Below are 15,086 nucleotides of genomic sequence, written 5' to 3' on the forward strand. Positions count from 1 at the left end.
GCCGGCCCGGCCGGCTGTGCGGGTCAGGAGGCGTCCTGCTGCGCCAGCACCGCCCGGGCCGCGGCGAACCGGGCGATGGGCACGCGGTAAGGCGAGCAGGAGACGTAGCTCAGCCCGAGCTCCTCGAACAGCCCGATGGAGGCGGGGTCACCCCCGTGCTCCCCGCACACGCCGAGCTTGAGCTCGGGCTTGGTCGCCCGGCCGCCCTCGGCACCGAGCCGGACGAGGCCGCCGACCCCGTCCCGGTCGATCGACTCGAACGGGTTGTGCGGGATGACCTCGTCGGCGACGTAGGCCGACAGGAAGCCCCCCTCGGCGTCGTCCCGGGAGATGCCGATCCCGGTCTGCGTGAGGTCGTTGGTGCCGAAGGAGAAGAAGTCGGCGTGCTGCGCGATCTGGTCGGCCACCACCGCGGCACGGGGCAGCTCGATCATCGTGCCGACGGTGACGTCGAGCTCGGCGCCGGCGCTGTCCAGCTCCTCGGCGACCGCCCGCTCGACGACCGCCCGCTGTGCCCGCAGCTCGGAGGCGTAGGCCACCAGCGGGACCATGACCTCGACGCCGGCGGTGGTGCCCTCGCGCTCCCGCACCGCGAGGGCCGCGCGGACGATCGCCCGGGTCTGCATCTCGGGGATCTCCGGGTAGAGCATGGCGAGCCGGCACCCGCGGGTGCCGAGCATCGGGTTCTGCTCGTGCAGACGCTTGACCTGGCCGAGCAGGGCCTTGGCCGTGCTGAGCTCGTCGGGGTCGCCGCCGGTCAGCTCCAGGCGCTGCACCAGCAGCGACTGCTCGACGAGGTCGGGGAGGAACTCGTGCAGCGGCGGGTCCAGGAGGCGGACCGTCACGGGCAGGCCGCGCATCGCGGTGAAGATGGCCTCGAAGTCCTCCTGCTGCATGGGCAGGATGGTCTCCAGCGCCGCGGCCCGGTCCTCCTCCGTCTCGGCGAGGATCATCTGCCGGACGGCCGGCAGCCGGTCGGCCGCCATGAACATGTGCTCGGTGCGGCACAGCCCGATCCCCTCGGCGCCCAGCTCGCGCGCCTTGGCGGCGTCCTCGCCGGTGTCGGCGTTGGCCCGCACCCCGAGCCGACGCACCTCGTCGGCCCAGGTGACGATCGCCTCGAAGTCCTCGTTGATCTGCGGCGGCACCAGCTCGAGGGCCTCGCCGTAGACCTCCCCGGTCGAGCCGTCCAGGGTGATGAGGTCGCCCTCGGAGAAGGTGTGCTCCCCGATGGTGAGGGTGCGGTCGGCGGTGTTGATGCGGATGCCGCTGGCCCCGGCGACGCAGGGCTTGCCCATGCCGCGCGCGACGACCGCCGCGTGCGACGTCATACCTCCGTGGGCGGTGAGGACCCCCTGGGCGACGATGACGCCGTGGATGTCGTCCGGCGTCGTCTCGTAGCGGACGAGGACGACGGGCTCACCCGCCCCGCCGCGGGTGGCCGCGGTGTCGGCGTCGAAGACCACCTCGCCGACGGCGGCCCCGGGAGAGGCCGGCAGGCCCTTGGTCACCGGGCTGCGGCCGTGCTCGGGGTCGATGGCGGGGTGCAGCAGCTGGTCCAGCTGGCCGGGCTCGACGCGCTGCAGCGCCTCCTCCTGGGTCAGCACCCCCTCCTCGACGAGGTCGCGCGCCACCCGGAGGGCGGCCGCCGCGGTGCGCTTGCCGTTGCGGGTCTGCAGCAGGTAGAGCGTGCCGTCCTCGACGGTGAACTCGATGTCCTGCATGTCCTTGTAGTGCGCCTCGAGGTCGTGCATGGTCTGCACCAGCTGGGTGTAGGCCTCGGGCAGCACCTCCTCCATCTCGGCGAGCGGCTTGGGGGTGCGGATCCCGGCGACGACGTCCTCGCCCTGCGCGTTGACGAGGAACTCGCCGTAGAGCTCCTGGGCGCCGGTGGAGGGGTTGCGGGTGAAGCAGACCCCCGTCGCGGAGGTGTCGCCCCGGTTGCCGAACACCATCTGCATGACGTTGACGGCCGTCCCGAGGTCGTCGGGGATGCCGTTGGCCCGGCGGTAGACCCGGGCGCGCGGGGTGTCCCAGGAGTTGAAGACGGCCGAGATCGCCCCGCGCAGCTGGTCACGGGGGTCGGTGGGCAGGTCGCGGCCCAGCTCGCGGCGCGAGACCTCGAGGTAGGTCTGCACGAGCTCCTGCAGGTCCTCGGTGCTGAGGTCGGTGTCCTGCTCCACCCCCCGGCGGGCCTTGAGGGCGGTCAGCTCGTCCTCGTAGGCGTGCGGCGCCACGCCCTCGACGACCTCGCCGTACATCTGCAGGAAGCGGCGGTAGGAGTCCCAGGCGAACCGCGGGTTGTCCGACTCGGCGCCCAGGGCCTCGACGGTCTCCGCGCCGATGCCGAGGTTGAGGATGGTGTCCATCATCCCGGGCATGGAGACCACGGCGCCGGAGCGGACCGAGAGCAGCAGCGGGCGCTCGCCGCCCAGGGTGCGTCCGGTGCGCTCCTCCAGCCGCTCGAGGGAGGCGAGCACGGCCTCCCACAGACCCTCCGGCCACTCGCCGCCGGCCTCGGTCGTCGCGATGCAGGCCGCGGTGCTCACGGTGAACCCGTCGGGGACGGGGATGCCGAGGCGCTTCATCTCCGCCAGGTTGGCCCCCTTGCCACCCAGCAGGGCGCGCATCTGCGCGTTGCCCTCGGACATGTCGTAGAGGTAGGTCTGCGTCTCTCCGGCCATCTCTGCGCTCCTCGCGGTAGGGGCGGGGCCCCGTCGCCCCGTGCCGTCCTGTGTGGGACGGAGCCTACCGGGACAACGAGGTGCCGCCGGCGGCCGCCTCACGGCGCCGCTGCACCACCTCGATGACCCTCCCGGCCGCCTCCTCCAGGGCCAGGTCGGTGGTCTCGATGACCGGGCAGCCGAGGCTGCGCTGCAGCTGGGCGACCTCGTCCAGCTCGTCGAAGATCTTCACCAGGTCGGTGTAGCCGTCACGGTGGCTCTGCGGGCTGCCCATGGCGCGCACCCGCCGGCCGCGGATCTGCTGCAGCCGCTCGGGGTCGATGGTGAGACCCACGATCTTCCACCGCTGCACCTCCTGCAGCTGCTGCGGCGGGGCGATGCCGGGGACGAGCGGGATGTTGGCGGTGCGGTAGCCGAGGTAGCCGAGGTACATCGACAACGGGGTCTTGCCGGTGCGGCTCACCCCGATGAGCACGATGTCGGCCTCGCGCAGGTGGTTGGAGAGGTTGCCGTCGTCGTTGGCGATGGCGAACTCCATCGCGGCGACCCGCTTGAAGTAGTCCTCGCCGACCCCGACGGGTCGCACCACCCGCTCCGGCGCCTGGCCGGTGACCGCGGACAGCGCGGTGACCGCCGGCTCGAGGAGGTCGGCGTGCGGCAGCCCCTGCTCCTCGCACAGCTGGGTCACCCGCACCCGCAGGGCCTCGTCCACCACGGTGGAGAACACGACGGTGCGGACCTGCTCGGGCCGCATCCGCGCGAAGGAGTCGTGCAGGCCGTCGAGTGAGGACTGCCGCGGGTGCCGGATGATGCGCACGTCGTGGTCGGCGTACTGCGCGGCGGCCGCTCGCGCCACGCGGGCGGCGGTGTCGCCGGTGGAGTCGGCGATGATGTGCAGCTCGACCGGAGGGCGCGACATGGTGTCGAGGGTATGCCGTGACGTCGTCGCCGGCGTCGCGACGGGCCTCAGAGCCGGCCGCGGTGGTGCACGTCCTCCGACAGCCGGATGACGGCGTAGTAGAGCTCCAGGCTCATGCGCACGAACGCGAGGTAGACCAGCCCGATGATCGGGGAGGCCAGGAGCAGCAGGAAGCCGAGGACGACTCCCGCGCCGCCGCGGAACATCGTCGTCAGCCCGCTGATGGCGAAACCGATCGTCAGGAGAGCGACGAGGACGGTCGCGATGACGTAGACGATCTTGACGATGCTCGGGGTGACGAAGGTGTCGAAGTTGAAGTCGAAGAGCGCCTTGAGGCCGCCCCCAGGGGAGGAGGCGCGCTCTGGCTCACCAGGGGTGCTGGACGGGTGCTGGGTGCTCATGCCCCCAACCTAGCGCTGGTCAGTGACCTGCGTCACCCCTTCCGGATGTCAGACTTCCGGTATGCAGCGCGCCACCCCCTCGGCCGACGAGGCCGCGCCCGACCACCCGGTCGTGGCGGTGGTGGGGCCGACGGCGACCGGGAAGTCCGACCTGGGCGTGCGGCTCGCGCTCGAGCTGGGCGGGGAGGTCGTCGGGGCGGACGCCTCGCAGCTCTACCGGGGGATGGACATCGGGACCGCCAAGCTCACGCTGGCGCAGCGACGGGGGGTGCCGCACCACCAGCTCGACGTGCTGGACGTGCGCGACGAGGCCAGCCTGGCGGCATACCAGCAGGCGGCCCGCGCGGACGTCGCGGCGATCCGGTCCCGGGGCCGCGTACCGGTCGTGGTCGGCGGGTCCGGGCTCTACGTCCGGGCGCTGCTCGACCGGCTGGACATCCCGCCCACCGACCCCGAGGTCAGGGCCCGGTGGGAGGGGGAGCTGGCGGAGCGCGGCGTCGAGGCGCTGCACGCGGAGCTCGCGCGCCGCGACCCCGACGCGGCGGCCCGGATCGAGCGGCGCAACGGCCGACGGGTCGTGCGCGCCCTGGAGGTCGTCGAGCTGACCGGGCGTCCCTTCAGCGCGACGCTGCCGACCCGTGAGCTGCTCGAGCCTACCGTCCTGCTCGGCCTGCGGGCCGACCGCGAGGTGCTGGACCGGCGGGTCGCGCACCGCGCGGCGCGGATGTGGGCCGACGGGCTGCTCGAGGAGGTCCGCGGGCTGGCCGCGGCAGGTCTGCGGGAGGGGCGCACCGCCTCGCGGGCCGTGGGCTACGCGCAGGCGCTGCGCCAGCTCGACGGCGAGCTGGGGGAGCAGGAGGCGGTGGAGGAGACGGCGGCCGCCACCCGACGCCTGGTCCGGCGTCAGCAGTCGTGGTTCGGCCCCGACCCACGGGTCGTCTGGCTGGAGCACGACGACCCGGACCTGCTCGCCCGGGCCCTGGACGTGGTCGCGCGGGCGGCCGGCAGGGCAGGATGACCGCCATGGAGCTGGTCCCGCTGGCCGCGCCCTCGGCGTCCCCCACCTCGGACACCGCCCTGCTGTCGATGTTCTGGATCGGCTGCGTCCTCGTCGTCTCGCCGGTCGTGGTGCGGGCCTCGCGGGGCCTGCTGCCGGACGTGGTCGTGCTGCTCGTCCTGGGGTGCCTCGTCGGACCCGGCGTGCTGGCGCTCGCGGAGGTCGGGCCCGGGGTGGGGCTGGTGCGCGAGCTGGGCCTGGGGCTGCTTTTCCTGCTCGCCGGCACCGAGATCGACCCCGCCACGCTGCGGGCGCGCCAGGGGCGGCAGGCGGCGCTCACCTGGCTGCTGTGCCTGGTGCTGGCCCTGGGCCTGGCCTGGGCCCTCGTCCCCGACGAGAGCCTGGCCGCGGCCACCGTGCTCGCCATCGCGGTCACGTCCACCGCGCTGGGGACCCTGCTGCCGATCCTCAAGGACCGGGGCCAGCTGGACTCCCCGCTCGGGACGGCCGTGCTGACCCACGGGGCCGTGGGCGAGCTCATGCCGGTCATGGCCATGGCGCTGCTGCTCTCGACCCGGTCGACCTGGGTGTCGGCGGGTGTCCTGCTGGCCTTCTTCGCGGTCGCCGTGCTCGTGGCCGTGGTGCCGCACCGCCTGGTGATGCGGGTCCCGGGCATCCGCGCGGCCCTGGTGGAGGGGGCCGACACGACGGCCCAGACGGCGATGCGGGTGACGTTCTGGCTGCTGCTCACGCTCATGGCCGCGGCCAGCGTCTTCGAGCTGGACGTCGTGCTCGGTGCCTTCGCCGCCGGCTTCATCATCCGGGCCGTGCGTCCGGAGGGCTTCGAGGGCTACGAGGAGCGGCTGGAGGGGGCCGCCTACGGCTTCTTCGTGCCGGTGTTCTTCGTCACCTCCGGCATGAACATCGACGTGGCGGCGGTCGTCCAGCAGCCGCTCCTCCTGCTGGCCCTGGTCGTCATGATCCTGGTGCTGCGCGGTGGCGTCGTCTGGCTCCGCGAGCGGTTCAGCCGGACCGGCTCCGGCCTCACCGACCCGGCCGACCGACGACGGCTGGCGCTCTACGCGGCGACCGGGCTGCCCATCATCGTCGCGGTCACCGAGCTCGGCGTCTCCCGCGACCTCATCCCCGGCGAGCTCGCGGCCGTGCTCGTCGCCGCCGGTGCCCTCACGGTGCTGATCTTCCCGTTCCTCGCGCGCCCCCGTGAGCCGGGGCGCTCAGCCCCGGCCGACGCGTAGCACCCGGAAGCCCTTGCTGCTGGCCTCGCGGGACACCCGCACCGGTCCCATGGCGCCCGGCAGGGTCGACGCGAGCCAGGTCTGCAGGGAGTCGGCACCGAGGTTCTTCTGGACGACGAGGTAGGCCGCCGCCCCCTCCTGCTCGGACAGCCGGGGCAGCCAGGTGAGCAGCAGGTCGTGCAGCGCCTGCTTGCCGACCCGGATCGGCGGGTTGGACCACACCAGGTCGAAGCGCACGTCCGGGTCGACGTCCTCGGGGCGGTCGACCACCACGCCCGTGCGGTCCAGGAGCGCGGCGTTGCGCCGGGTGAGGTCCAGCGCGCGCTCGTTGACGTCCACGGCGTGCACCCGGGCCTCGGGGGACTCCAGGGCCAGGGTGAGCGCGAGCGGTCCCCAGCCGCACCCCAGGTCGAGGAACGTCCCCCGCGCCGGGGGTGCCGGCGTGTGCTCGAGCAGGACGCGGGTCCCCTTGTCGAGGCCGTCGGGGGAGAAGATGCCCGCGGCCGTGAGGACCTCGTGCTCGCGGCCGGCCAGCCGCACCGTCAGGGGGCGCAGCGCGTCCGCGGAGGCGGGCCGGGCGGAGAAGTAGTGGTCGGCCGGCTGCTGCGGGCCGTCGTCGTCCGTGCTCATCGGCGGCCAGTCTCGCACGCCACCTGCCCGCCCGAGGCAACAAATCGGTGGCCCGCTGCGTTGACCTGGTGAGAGGCTGGCGGGGAGCCGGCCGCAGGCATACCGTCTGCACGACCCGAAGGAGACCATGACCGCACCACGCACCGACCCGACCGGCACCGAGGGTGGCCGCCTGCTCGACCGCCGCGCCGAGGCGCTGATCGACGACGACGCGATCGACCTGCGCGAGGGCGACTGGGGCACGTGGGGCGAGTCCGAGGAGACCGACCGCGCCGACCTGGACCGGGACGGCGACCAGCTGGACCGGGAGGAGCGCGCCGCGCTGCGCCGGGTCGCCGGTCTGTCCACCGAGCTCGAGGACGTCACCGAGGTCGAGTACCGCCAGCTGCGCCTCGAGCGGGTCGTCCTCGCGAGCGTGTGGGAGGACAACGGCCAGACGACCCTCGAGGACGCGGAGAACTCGCTGCGCGAGCTCGCGGCGCTGGCCGAGACCGCCGGCTCGACCGTGCTCGACGGCGTCATCCAGCGGCGGCAGAAGCCGGACCCCGCGACCTACCTGGGCAGCGGCAAGGCCGTGCAGCTGCGGGAGATCGTGGCCGCGGAGGGCGCCGACACGGTCGTGTGCGACGGCGAGCTCGGCCCGTCCCAGCGGCGCGCGCTGGAGGACGTCGTCAAGGTCAAGGTCATCGACCGCACCGCCCTGATCCTCGACATCTTCGCCCAGCACGCCAAGAGCAAGGAGGGTCGCGCGCAGGTCGAGCTGGCCCAGCTGCAGTACCTCCTGCCGCGCCTGCGCGGCTGGGGCGAGTCGATGTCCCGCCAGGCCGGTGGCCGGGTGGCCGGCGGTGAGGGCATCGGCTCCCGCGGCCCCGGTGAGACCAAGATCGAGCTGGACCGGCGGCGGATCAACACCCGCATCGCCCGGCTCCGGCGGGAGATCACGGCGATGAAGACCGTCCGCGACACCAAGCGCTCCTCCCGGCGCAGCCACCGGGTCCCGAGCGTGGCCATCGTCGGCTACACCAACGCCGGCAAGTCGTCGCTGCTCAACCGCCTCACCGGGGCGGGGGTCCTGGTGCAGAACCAGCTCTTCGCGACCCTGGACCCGACGGTCCGGCGCACCGAGAGCGAGGAGGGCCGCACCTACACCCTGTCCGACACCGTCGGCTTCGTGAAGCGGCTGCCCCACCAGCTCGTCGAGGCCTTCCGGTCCACCCTGGAGGAGGCGGCGGACGCCGACGTGCTGCTCCACGTCGTCGACGGCTCGCACCCGGACCCCGAGGGGCAGGTCGACGCGGTGCACGCCGTGCTCGCGGAGATCGACGAGGGCTCGGCCCTCAAGATCCCCGAGATCGTGGCGGTCAACAAGGCCGACCTCGCCGACCCCGAGGTCCTCGACCGGCTGCGCCGCGCCTACCCGCGGGTGGTCGTCGTCTCGGCCAAGACCGGTGCCGGCGTGCCGGCGCTGCTCGAGGCGGTCGAGGCCGCGCTGCCCCGCCCGGAGATCCTCGTGGACGTGCTGCTGCCCTACGACCGGGGCGACCTCGTGGCGCGGCTCTACGACGAGGGCGAGATCCTCACCGAGGAGCACACCGCCGAGGGCACCCGGGTCGAGGCCAAGGTCGACCCCGACCTGCACGGCCAGCTCGGCGCCTACGCCGTCTGAGCTCCCTCTCGGGAGTGACCACGGGACAGCAGGACCGTCATCGGGACGTTCGCCGATGCAGGTTGTGCTATCCCGACGTCGGTCAGGGCTCGGCGGCGGGCAGCGGGACTCACACGGTGCCGGTATGCCGCCAGCCGTCGCCGTCGCGCTCCAGGACCACGCCCGCACCGGGGCCCAGGTCGGCGGCGAGGCCCGGCCACCCCAGCGCGGCCAACGTCGCCAGGATCGCGCCGCCGTGGCTCACCACCACGACCGTCTCGCCCCGGTGCCGGTCCGCCAGGTCCTCGAGCACCTCCCGCGCGATGCACGACCCGGCGGGGGCGCCCGTCCCCTCCGCCCACCGTGTGCCGGCGACCCCGAGCCCAACAGCGAGACGCTCCGCGATCGCAGCGGCAGCCGGGTCCGCGCCGCTGTAGACGTGCAGCACCCGTTCTCGGGAGAGGGCGCCGACCATGACATCGGCATCGTGATGGATCAGCAGGATCCGGGCGGGGCACTGCAGGTCGCTCATCCGACGAGCTCCACGACCTCGGCGGCGCAGCCCCAGCTGAGGGTCACGCCGGCGCCGCCGTGGCCGTAGCAGTGGATGACGTCACCCACCCGCTCGACCCGCACCTGCGGGCGCACCGGTCGCAGGCCGACGGCGTGCCGCAGCACCCGCGCCCCGGCGAGAGCGGGCACCAGCGCGGCGGCCCGCGCGAGGATGTCCTCGGCGGTGGCGGGATCGGGCTCGCGGTCCCGCTCGCCGGGCTGGTCGGTGCCGCCCAGCACGATGTCGTCGCGGCGGGGGACGACGTAGGTCGGGCCGCCGGGCGCACCCGGGTCGAGCCACCACTGCTCCAGCCCCACCTGCTCGACGACCACCACCTGGCCACGGACCGGTGACAGGGTCGGGTCGGCGACGAGCCGCTCGGCGCCGAGCCCGGAGGCGTTGACGACCACGTCGACGCCCTCGTCCTCACTCTCGGGCAGCCGGTCCAGGTAGGCCCGGGTCAGGGTGCCGCCGAGCTCCTCCAGACGCGCCGCCAGCCATCTCAGGTGCGTCCCCATCTCCGCCACGGGCGCCGTGAACCGCCAGCCACCGGCATACCCGGGCACGTCGGTGACGTGGGTGAGGTCGGGGACCGCGTCGGCCCACCACGGGTCGGGCTGCGGCGTGCGGAGCAGCTCGGTGCCGGAGCGCATCGCGACGCCGGTCGCCGGGTCGTGCGCCAGGTCGGCGAGGACGTCGTAGGTCGTCGCGGACCAGGCGGTGACCCGGTCCTGCGGGAGCGCGCGGTAGGGGTACCAGAGGGCGGCCGCCACCGCGGAGGTCGTGGCCGGCGGCGGGTCGGCGGCCACGACGTCGACCCGGTGACCGGCCTCCAGCAGCCGGATGGCGCAGGTCAGACCGACCACCCCGCCCCCGACCACCAGCACCGCTCGCATCGGCGCAGTGTGGCACAGCCCGACCGGTCCGGGCGGGGGAGCGGGAGGACCTGGGCTGGTCAGCCGCCGAAGTCGTCCGAGGCGACCTCGGAGTCGTCCTCGGCGATCGCGCGCACCACCCGCCGGGCGACCTCGTCCGGCCCGAGCCCGTCGGGCAGCTTCGGTGCCTCGCCGTGGATGGCGCGGTCGACCAGTCCGGTCTCGGTGTGCGGCGGCCGCACGTCGATGACCCGCACCTTCGCGCGCCGCAGCTCGCTCGCCAGCGCGCGGTCGAGCGCCGTCAGGGCGGCCTTGCTCGCCGAGTAGGCGCCCATGCCCGCCATGGGGCGCTCGGCCAGGACCGCGCTGAGGTTGACGACGAAGCCCTGGGACTCCTGCAGCAGCGGCAGTAGCCGGCGCAGCAGGAAGGCGGGACCGATGACGTTGGTCGAGAAGACCTCTTCGATGACCTCGTCCGGCGTGTCCACCAGCGAGCCGAAGGCCGCGACCCCGGCGGCGTTGACGACGCCGTCCAGGCCGCCGAGGTGCTCCCGGGCGGCGTCGGCCACGAGGTCGCCGGCGCCGGCGTCGACGAGGTCGGCCACGACGACGGGAGCCTCCGGGCCGGAGTCGCGCAGCCGCTGCTCGTCGCGACCGACGAGCAGCAGACGGGCGCCCTGGTCGGCGAGCTGGTGAGCGATGCGCGAGCCGAGGGCGCCGCTGGCACCCACGACGGCGACGCGCAGGTCGGCGAGGTCTCGCTGCGGCATACCCCCCACGCTAGACGGGCCGGGCCCCGGCGTCGCGTCGGCCGGTCGTCGCGACGGGCTCCGGGGGCCCACGGGTGTGTCACGCTCCGGGGGCCCACGGGTGTGTCACGCTGACCGTCGTGACCACCGCAGAGCACGACCGCCTCGCCGACTCCGACGACCCGCGCGCCGCCTGGCGGCGCTGGGGGCCCTACGTCTCGGCCCGCCAGTGGGGCACGGTGCGCGAGGACTACAGCATCGACGGCGACGCCTGGGGCTCGTTCCCCTTCGACCACAGCCACCTGCGGGCCTACCGCTGGGGCGAGGACGGGCTGGCCGGGGTCTGCGACGTCGACGGCTTCCTCAACCTCGGCCTAGCCCTCTGGAACGGCCGGGACGACCGGCTCAAGGAGCGGCTCTTCGGACTGACCAACCCGCAGGGCAACCACGGCGAGGACGCCAAGGAGTACTGGTGGGCGCTGGAGGGGACGCCGACCCACAGCTACGCGTCGTGGCTCTACCGCTACCCGCAGGCCGCCTTCCCCTACGCCGAGCTGGTGCGGGTCAACGCGGAGCGCGGGGTGGACGAGGAGGAGTACGAGCTCGCCGACACGGGGGTGCTGGACGAGGACCGCTTCTTCGACGTGCAGGTCACCCACGCCAAGGCCGGCCCGGGCGACCTCTGCGTCGAGGTCACCGCGACCAACCACGGGCCGGACCCCGCGCCGCTGCACCTCGTGCCGCAGCTGTGGTTCCGCAACACGTGGTCCTGGGGGCTGGACGACCGCCGCCCGCGGCTGTGGGCCGGCGAGCAGGGCGAGGGGTATGCCGAGGTGCTGGGCGAGCACCACGCGCTCGGCCGGGTGCGGCTCACCGCGGAGGGCGGCGCCGGCGCCGACGGGATGGCCCCCACCCTCGTGTTCTGCGACAACGAGACCCAGCTGGCCACGCTCTACGGCCCGGACGCCGTGCCGGACGGTGCGAGCGCCCACCCCAAGGACGCGGTGGACCGCGCCGTCGTCCACGGGCAGGGGGACGCCGGCGACCCGGCCGGCGCGGGCACCAAGGTCGGGCTGTGGTGGGACCTGGGCGAGGTGGCCCCCGGCGGGAGCGTCACGGTGCGGCTGCGGCTGGCCGAGGCCGACGGCTGGCCGTCGGCGCCCGCCTCCTTCGACGACGTCCTCGCCGCCCGAGCGCAGGAGTGCGAGGACTTCTACGCCGCCGTCATCCCCGCGGGCACCGGCGAGCAGGACGTGCTCGTCGCGCGCCGGGCCTTCGCCGGGCTGCAGTGGGGCAAGCAGCTCTACCTCTACGACGTGCCGCGCTGGATCGAGGGGGACCCGGGCCAGCCGCCCCCGCCGCCGGGACGGCATACCCGGCTGACCGGTCGCAACACCCGCTGGCGGCACGTCAACCTCGCCGAGGTCATCTCGATGCCGGACGAGTGGGAGTACCCCTGGTTCGCGACCTGGGACCTGGCCTTCCACTGCGTGGCGCTGGCGCACGTCGACCCGTTCTTCGCCAAGTGGCAGCTGCTGCTCATGTGCCGGGAGTGGGTGATGAACCCCAACGGACAGCTCGCGGCCTACGAGTGGAACTTCTCCGACGTCAACCCGCCGGTGCACCCGTGGGCGGCCTGGCAGGTCTACAGCATCGACGGCGGGCAGGACCGGGACTTCCTCGAGCGCATCGTCCTCAAGATGCTGCTCAACTTCCCGTGGTGGGTGAACCGGAAGGACTCCGAGGGCTCGGACGTCTTCGAGGGCGGCTTCCTCGGGATGGACAACGTCGGGCTCTTCGACCGCAGCGAGGCGCTGCCGGACGGGCAGCGGCTCGAGCAGGCGGACGCGACCGCGTGGATGGGGATGTTCTGCCTCAAGATGCTGCGGATGTCGGCCGAGCTGGCCCGGCGCGACCCGGCCTGGGACGAGGTGTCGACGAAGTTCCTCGTGCACTTCCTGTCGATCGCGGAGGCGCTGGACGACTTCGGCACGCACCACACCTCGCTGTGGGACGCCGACGACGAGTTCTTCCACGACGTGCTCGTCGACGAGGACGGCACCGCGCACCGCATGCCGGTCCGCTCGATGGTCGGGCTGCTGCCGCTGGCCGGGATCTCGCTCGTGCCCGACTGGGTGGCGACCGAGCTGCCCGACCTCACCGACTTCTTCCAGGGGTGGACCGAGCGGCGTCCCGAGCTCGCCGACGCGCTCATCCACACCAACCACCAAGGGTATGCCCGGCGCACGCTCTCGCTGGTGTCCCGCGACCAGTGGTCGGCGCTGCTGCGGCCGCTGCTCGACGAGGCGGAGTTCCTCTCCCCGCACGGCATCCGGTCGCTGTCGGCGGCGCACCGCGACGGCGTGCGTGCCCACGTCGACGGCGCCGACCTCTCGCTGCGCTACGTGCCGGGGGAGTCCGACTCGGGGATGTTCGGCGGGAACTCCAACTGGCGCGGACCGGTCTGGATGCCCGTCAACGCGCTGCTGCTCGACGCGCTGCGGATCTACGGCCGGGGCGCGGGCGCCGGGGTGGAGGTGGAGTACCCCACCGGCTCGGGGCGCACGCGGGACATGCCGCAGGTGGCCCACGAGATCGAGGAGCGGCTCGTCTCGCTCTTCCGGCCGGGGCCGGACGGTCGTCGCCCGGGCACCCCGCGGCACCACCCGCGCGGACCGCTGTGGGACGCGCACCCGACCTTCAGCGAGTACTTCCACGGCGACGACGGGCGCGGGCTCGGCGCCTCGCACCAGACCGGCTGGACCGCCCTGGTGGCGCACTTCATCTGCGCGCCCGACGGCATAGCGAACCGGTAGGCGGCCGGGCGCCCCTCAGCGGAAGCGGTCGGCGGCCTGCTGGACCCGCGCGACGTGCGCGGCCCAGTCGGTGTCGACGTCGAGGTTGAGCAGGTCGGCCCGCGCGCCGACCCGCCCGTCGAGTCGCTCGCGGAGGATGTCGAGCTGGCCGGCGTGCCGGTGGGTCTCCGTGGCCAGGTGGACCAGCACCGTGTGCAGGGTCGGGTGGCGGCGCTCCGGGCGCCACCACGGGACCGTCCCGGTCGCCTCCGGTCCGAGATCCGCCACGGTCTGGTCCGACCAGGCGGCCGCGCGACGGTAGAGGTCGACGATCTCCTCGAGGCTCTGGTCCGGATCGGCCACGAGGTCGGCGTCCGGATCGGTCGCGGGGTCGTCCAGGTCCCAGGGCTCGGGCTCGGGGAAGGGGCGGCCGAAGCACGCCCCCAGGTAGCCGCAGTCCACCCAGGCCAGGTGCGTCACCACCCCCAGCATGCTCGTGCCGGTGGGGGTGAGGGGACGGCGGGCGTCGTACTCACCCAGGCCCTCGACCTTCCACACCACCGCGTCGCGGCCCGCTTGCAGGTAGCGCAGCAGGGTGTCCTTCGCCTCGTCCATCGCCCGAACCTACGGGATACCGTGGAGGAATGGCGAGGGTCACCCAGCGACGGCGCGTGCGCCGCCTCAGCGCCGAGGGCGCCGTGCGCGACCGGGCCGACCTGCTCGCCGGGGAGGAGCCCCTGGAGGTCCGGGTGGGCGGCCGGTCCTTCTCGGTGACGATGCGCACCCCCGGGGACGACTTCGACCTGGCGGTCGGCTTCCTCCACGGGGAGGGGGTCGTGGCGTCGTGGGACGACGTGGCCCAGATCGACTACCGCTCCGGGATCGGCGCGGATGGGATGCGGGACTACAACATCGTCGACGTGCAGCTGGCCGAGGGGGTCGCGCCACCCGACCCCTCGCTGGAGCGGCACGTCTACACCTCCTCCTCCTGCGGGGTCTGCGGCACCGCCTCGATCGAGTCCGTGCGCCGCACGAGCAGCTACGACCTGGGCGCCGACCGGGTGGGTCTGCCGCTGGCCGACCTGCTGGCCCTGCCGGACCGGCTCCGCGAGAGCCAGGCCGTCTTCGACCGCACCGGCGGGGTGCACGCCGCCGGGCTCTTCGTGCCGAGCACGGCGGGCCCGGGTCTGGAGCTGGTGTGCCTGCGCGAGGACGTCGGGCGGCACAACGCGGTCGACAAGGTCGTGGGCTGGGCGCTGCGGGAGCGCGGTATGCCGCTGGCCGGCGCCGTCCTGCAGGTGTCCGGGCGGGCGTCCTTCGAGCTCGTGCAGAAGGCGGCGCTGGCCGGCATACCGGTGCTGTCCGCCGTCTCCGCGCCGTCCTCCCTGGCGGTGGAGCTGGCCGAGGAGGTCGGCCTCACCCTCATCGGCTTCAACCGGGGCCGCAGCCTCAACGTCTACACCGGGGGCGAGCGCGTCCTCGCCGCCGACGCCGACGAGGCCGCCGAGACCTGAGCAGAGAACGGCTCCCGAGGCAGCTGCTGCGACCCGTGCGTGGGGAGCCCTTCTCTGCTCAGGTGCCC

Annotated in this window: 13 protein-coding genes; 5 read left to right on the forward strand and 8 right to left on the reverse strand. The window is 73.9% G+C overall.

Annotated elements, in window-relative coordinates; genetic code table 11:
- Positions 1 to 23: 23 nt before the first annotated feature.
- From ppdK to FHD63_RS04280, 3 genes are all read right to left on the reverse strand, one after another.
- Positions 24 to 2,684 carry a pyruvate, phosphate dikinase gene (gene ppdK / locus FHD63_RS04270; RefSeq protein WP_139720399.1) on the reverse strand — a complete coding sequence of 887 codons (2,661 nt, stop codon included), beginning with the start codon at positions 2,682 to 2,684 and terminating at the stop codon, positions 24 to 26.
- Between the two features lie 64 nt (positions 2,685 to 2,748).
- Positions 2,749 to 3,603 carry a pyruvate, water dikinase regulatory protein gene (locus tag FHD63_RS04275; RefSeq protein ID WP_139720401.1) on the reverse strand — a complete coding sequence of 285 codons (855 nt, stop codon included), beginning with the start codon at positions 3,601 to 3,603 and terminating at the stop codon, positions 2,749 to 2,751.
- Positions 3,604 to 3,650: 47 nt separating this feature from the next.
- Entirely contained in the window at positions 3,651 to 4,004 is a 354-nt protein-coding gene (locus FHD63_RS04280) for a DUF4282 domain-containing protein (RefSeq protein ID WP_139720403.1), read from the reverse strand.
- A 61-nt stretch (positions 4,005 to 4,065) separates the two neighbouring features.
- Between FHD63_RS04280 and miaA the strand changes: the two genes are divergently transcribed.
- On the forward strand, positions 4,066 to 5,022 hold the full coding sequence (miaA, locus tag FHD63_RS04285; RefSeq protein WP_139720404.1) for a tRNA (adenosine(37)-N6)-dimethylallyltransferase MiaA: 957 nt from the start codon (positions 4,066 to 4,068) through the stop codon (positions 5,020 to 5,022).
- Between the two features lie 5 nt (positions 5,023 to 5,027).
- A complete protein-coding gene (locus tag FHD63_RS04290; protein WP_139720407.1) occupies positions 5,028 to 6,257 on the forward strand; it encodes a cation:proton antiporter in 1,230 nt (409 codons plus the stop codon).
- On the opposite strand, the gene FHD63_RS04295 is transcribed toward FHD63_RS04290, so the two are convergent.
- Positions 6,237 to 6,887 (reverse strand): class I SAM-dependent methyltransferase, encoded by a 651-nt coding sequence (locus FHD63_RS04295; protein ID WP_139720409.1) that lies wholly within the window; start codon positions 6,885 to 6,887, stop codon positions 6,237 to 6,239. The two genes, FHD63_RS04290 and FHD63_RS04295, sit on opposite strands and share 21 nt — an antisense overlap.
- Positions 6,888 to 7,014: 127 nt before the next feature.
- On the opposite strand from FHD63_RS04295, the gene hflX reads away from it, so the two are divergent.
- Positions 7,015 to 8,553: a GTPase HflX gene (gene hflX, locus FHD63_RS04300; protein WP_139720411.1), complete on the forward strand. Its 1,539-nt coding sequence runs from the start codon at positions 7,015 to 7,017 to the stop codon at positions 8,551 to 8,553.
- Positions 8,554 to 8,662: 109 nt separating this feature from the next.
- On the opposite strand, the gene FHD63_RS16850 is transcribed toward hflX, so the two are convergent.
- The 3 genes from FHD63_RS16850 to FHD63_RS04315 are packed head-to-tail and all read right to left on the reverse strand — an operon-like array spanning position 8,663 to position 10,730.
- Positions 8,663 to 9,064 (reverse strand): histidine phosphatase family protein, encoded by a 402-nt coding sequence (locus FHD63_RS16850; protein WP_139720413.1) that lies wholly within the window; start codon positions 9,062 to 9,064, stop codon positions 8,663 to 8,665.
- On the reverse strand, positions 9,061 to 9,981 hold the full coding sequence (locus tag FHD63_RS04310; protein WP_139720415.1) for an FAD-dependent oxidoreductase: 921 nt from the start codon (positions 9,979 to 9,981) through the stop codon (positions 9,061 to 9,063). The genes FHD63_RS16850 and FHD63_RS04310 overlap by 4 nt, the downstream gene beginning before the upstream one ends.
- 59 nt (positions 9,982 to 10,040) lie before the next feature.
- A complete protein-coding gene (locus FHD63_RS04315) occupies positions 10,041 to 10,730 on the reverse strand; it encodes an SDR family NAD(P)-dependent oxidoreductase (protein ID WP_139720417.1) in 690 nt (229 codons plus the stop codon).
- A 119-nt stretch (positions 10,731 to 10,849) separates the two neighbouring features.
- Between FHD63_RS04315 and FHD63_RS04320 the strand changes: the two genes are divergently transcribed.
- Positions 10,850 to 13,525, forward strand: a complete 2,676-nt coding sequence (locus tag FHD63_RS04320; protein ID WP_139720419.1) for an MGH1-like glycoside hydrolase domain-containing protein — start codon at positions 10,850 to 10,852, stop codon at positions 13,523 to 13,525.
- A gap of 15 nt (positions 13,526 to 13,540) precedes the next feature.
- On the opposite strand, the gene FHD63_RS04325 is transcribed toward FHD63_RS04320, so the two are convergent.
- A complete protein-coding gene (locus FHD63_RS04325) occupies positions 13,541 to 14,119 on the reverse strand; it encodes a DinB family protein (RefSeq protein WP_139720421.1) in 579 nt (192 codons plus the stop codon).
- A gap of 29 nt (positions 14,120 to 14,148) precedes the next feature.
- Between FHD63_RS04325 and fdhD the strand changes: the two genes are divergently transcribed.
- Complete coding sequence (gene fdhD, locus FHD63_RS04330; protein WP_139720423.1) at positions 14,149 to 15,018, forward strand: formate dehydrogenase accessory sulfurtransferase FdhD; 870 nt, start codon at positions 14,149 to 14,151, stop codon at positions 15,016 to 15,018.
- The last annotated feature ends 68 nt before the right edge of the window (positions 15,019 to 15,086 follow it).

Source organism: Serinicoccus chungangensis (assembly GCF_006337125.1).
GTDB classification, from domain to species: domain Bacteria; phylum Actinomycetota; class Actinomycetes; order Actinomycetales; family Dermatophilaceae; genus Ornithinicoccus; species Ornithinicoccus chungangensis.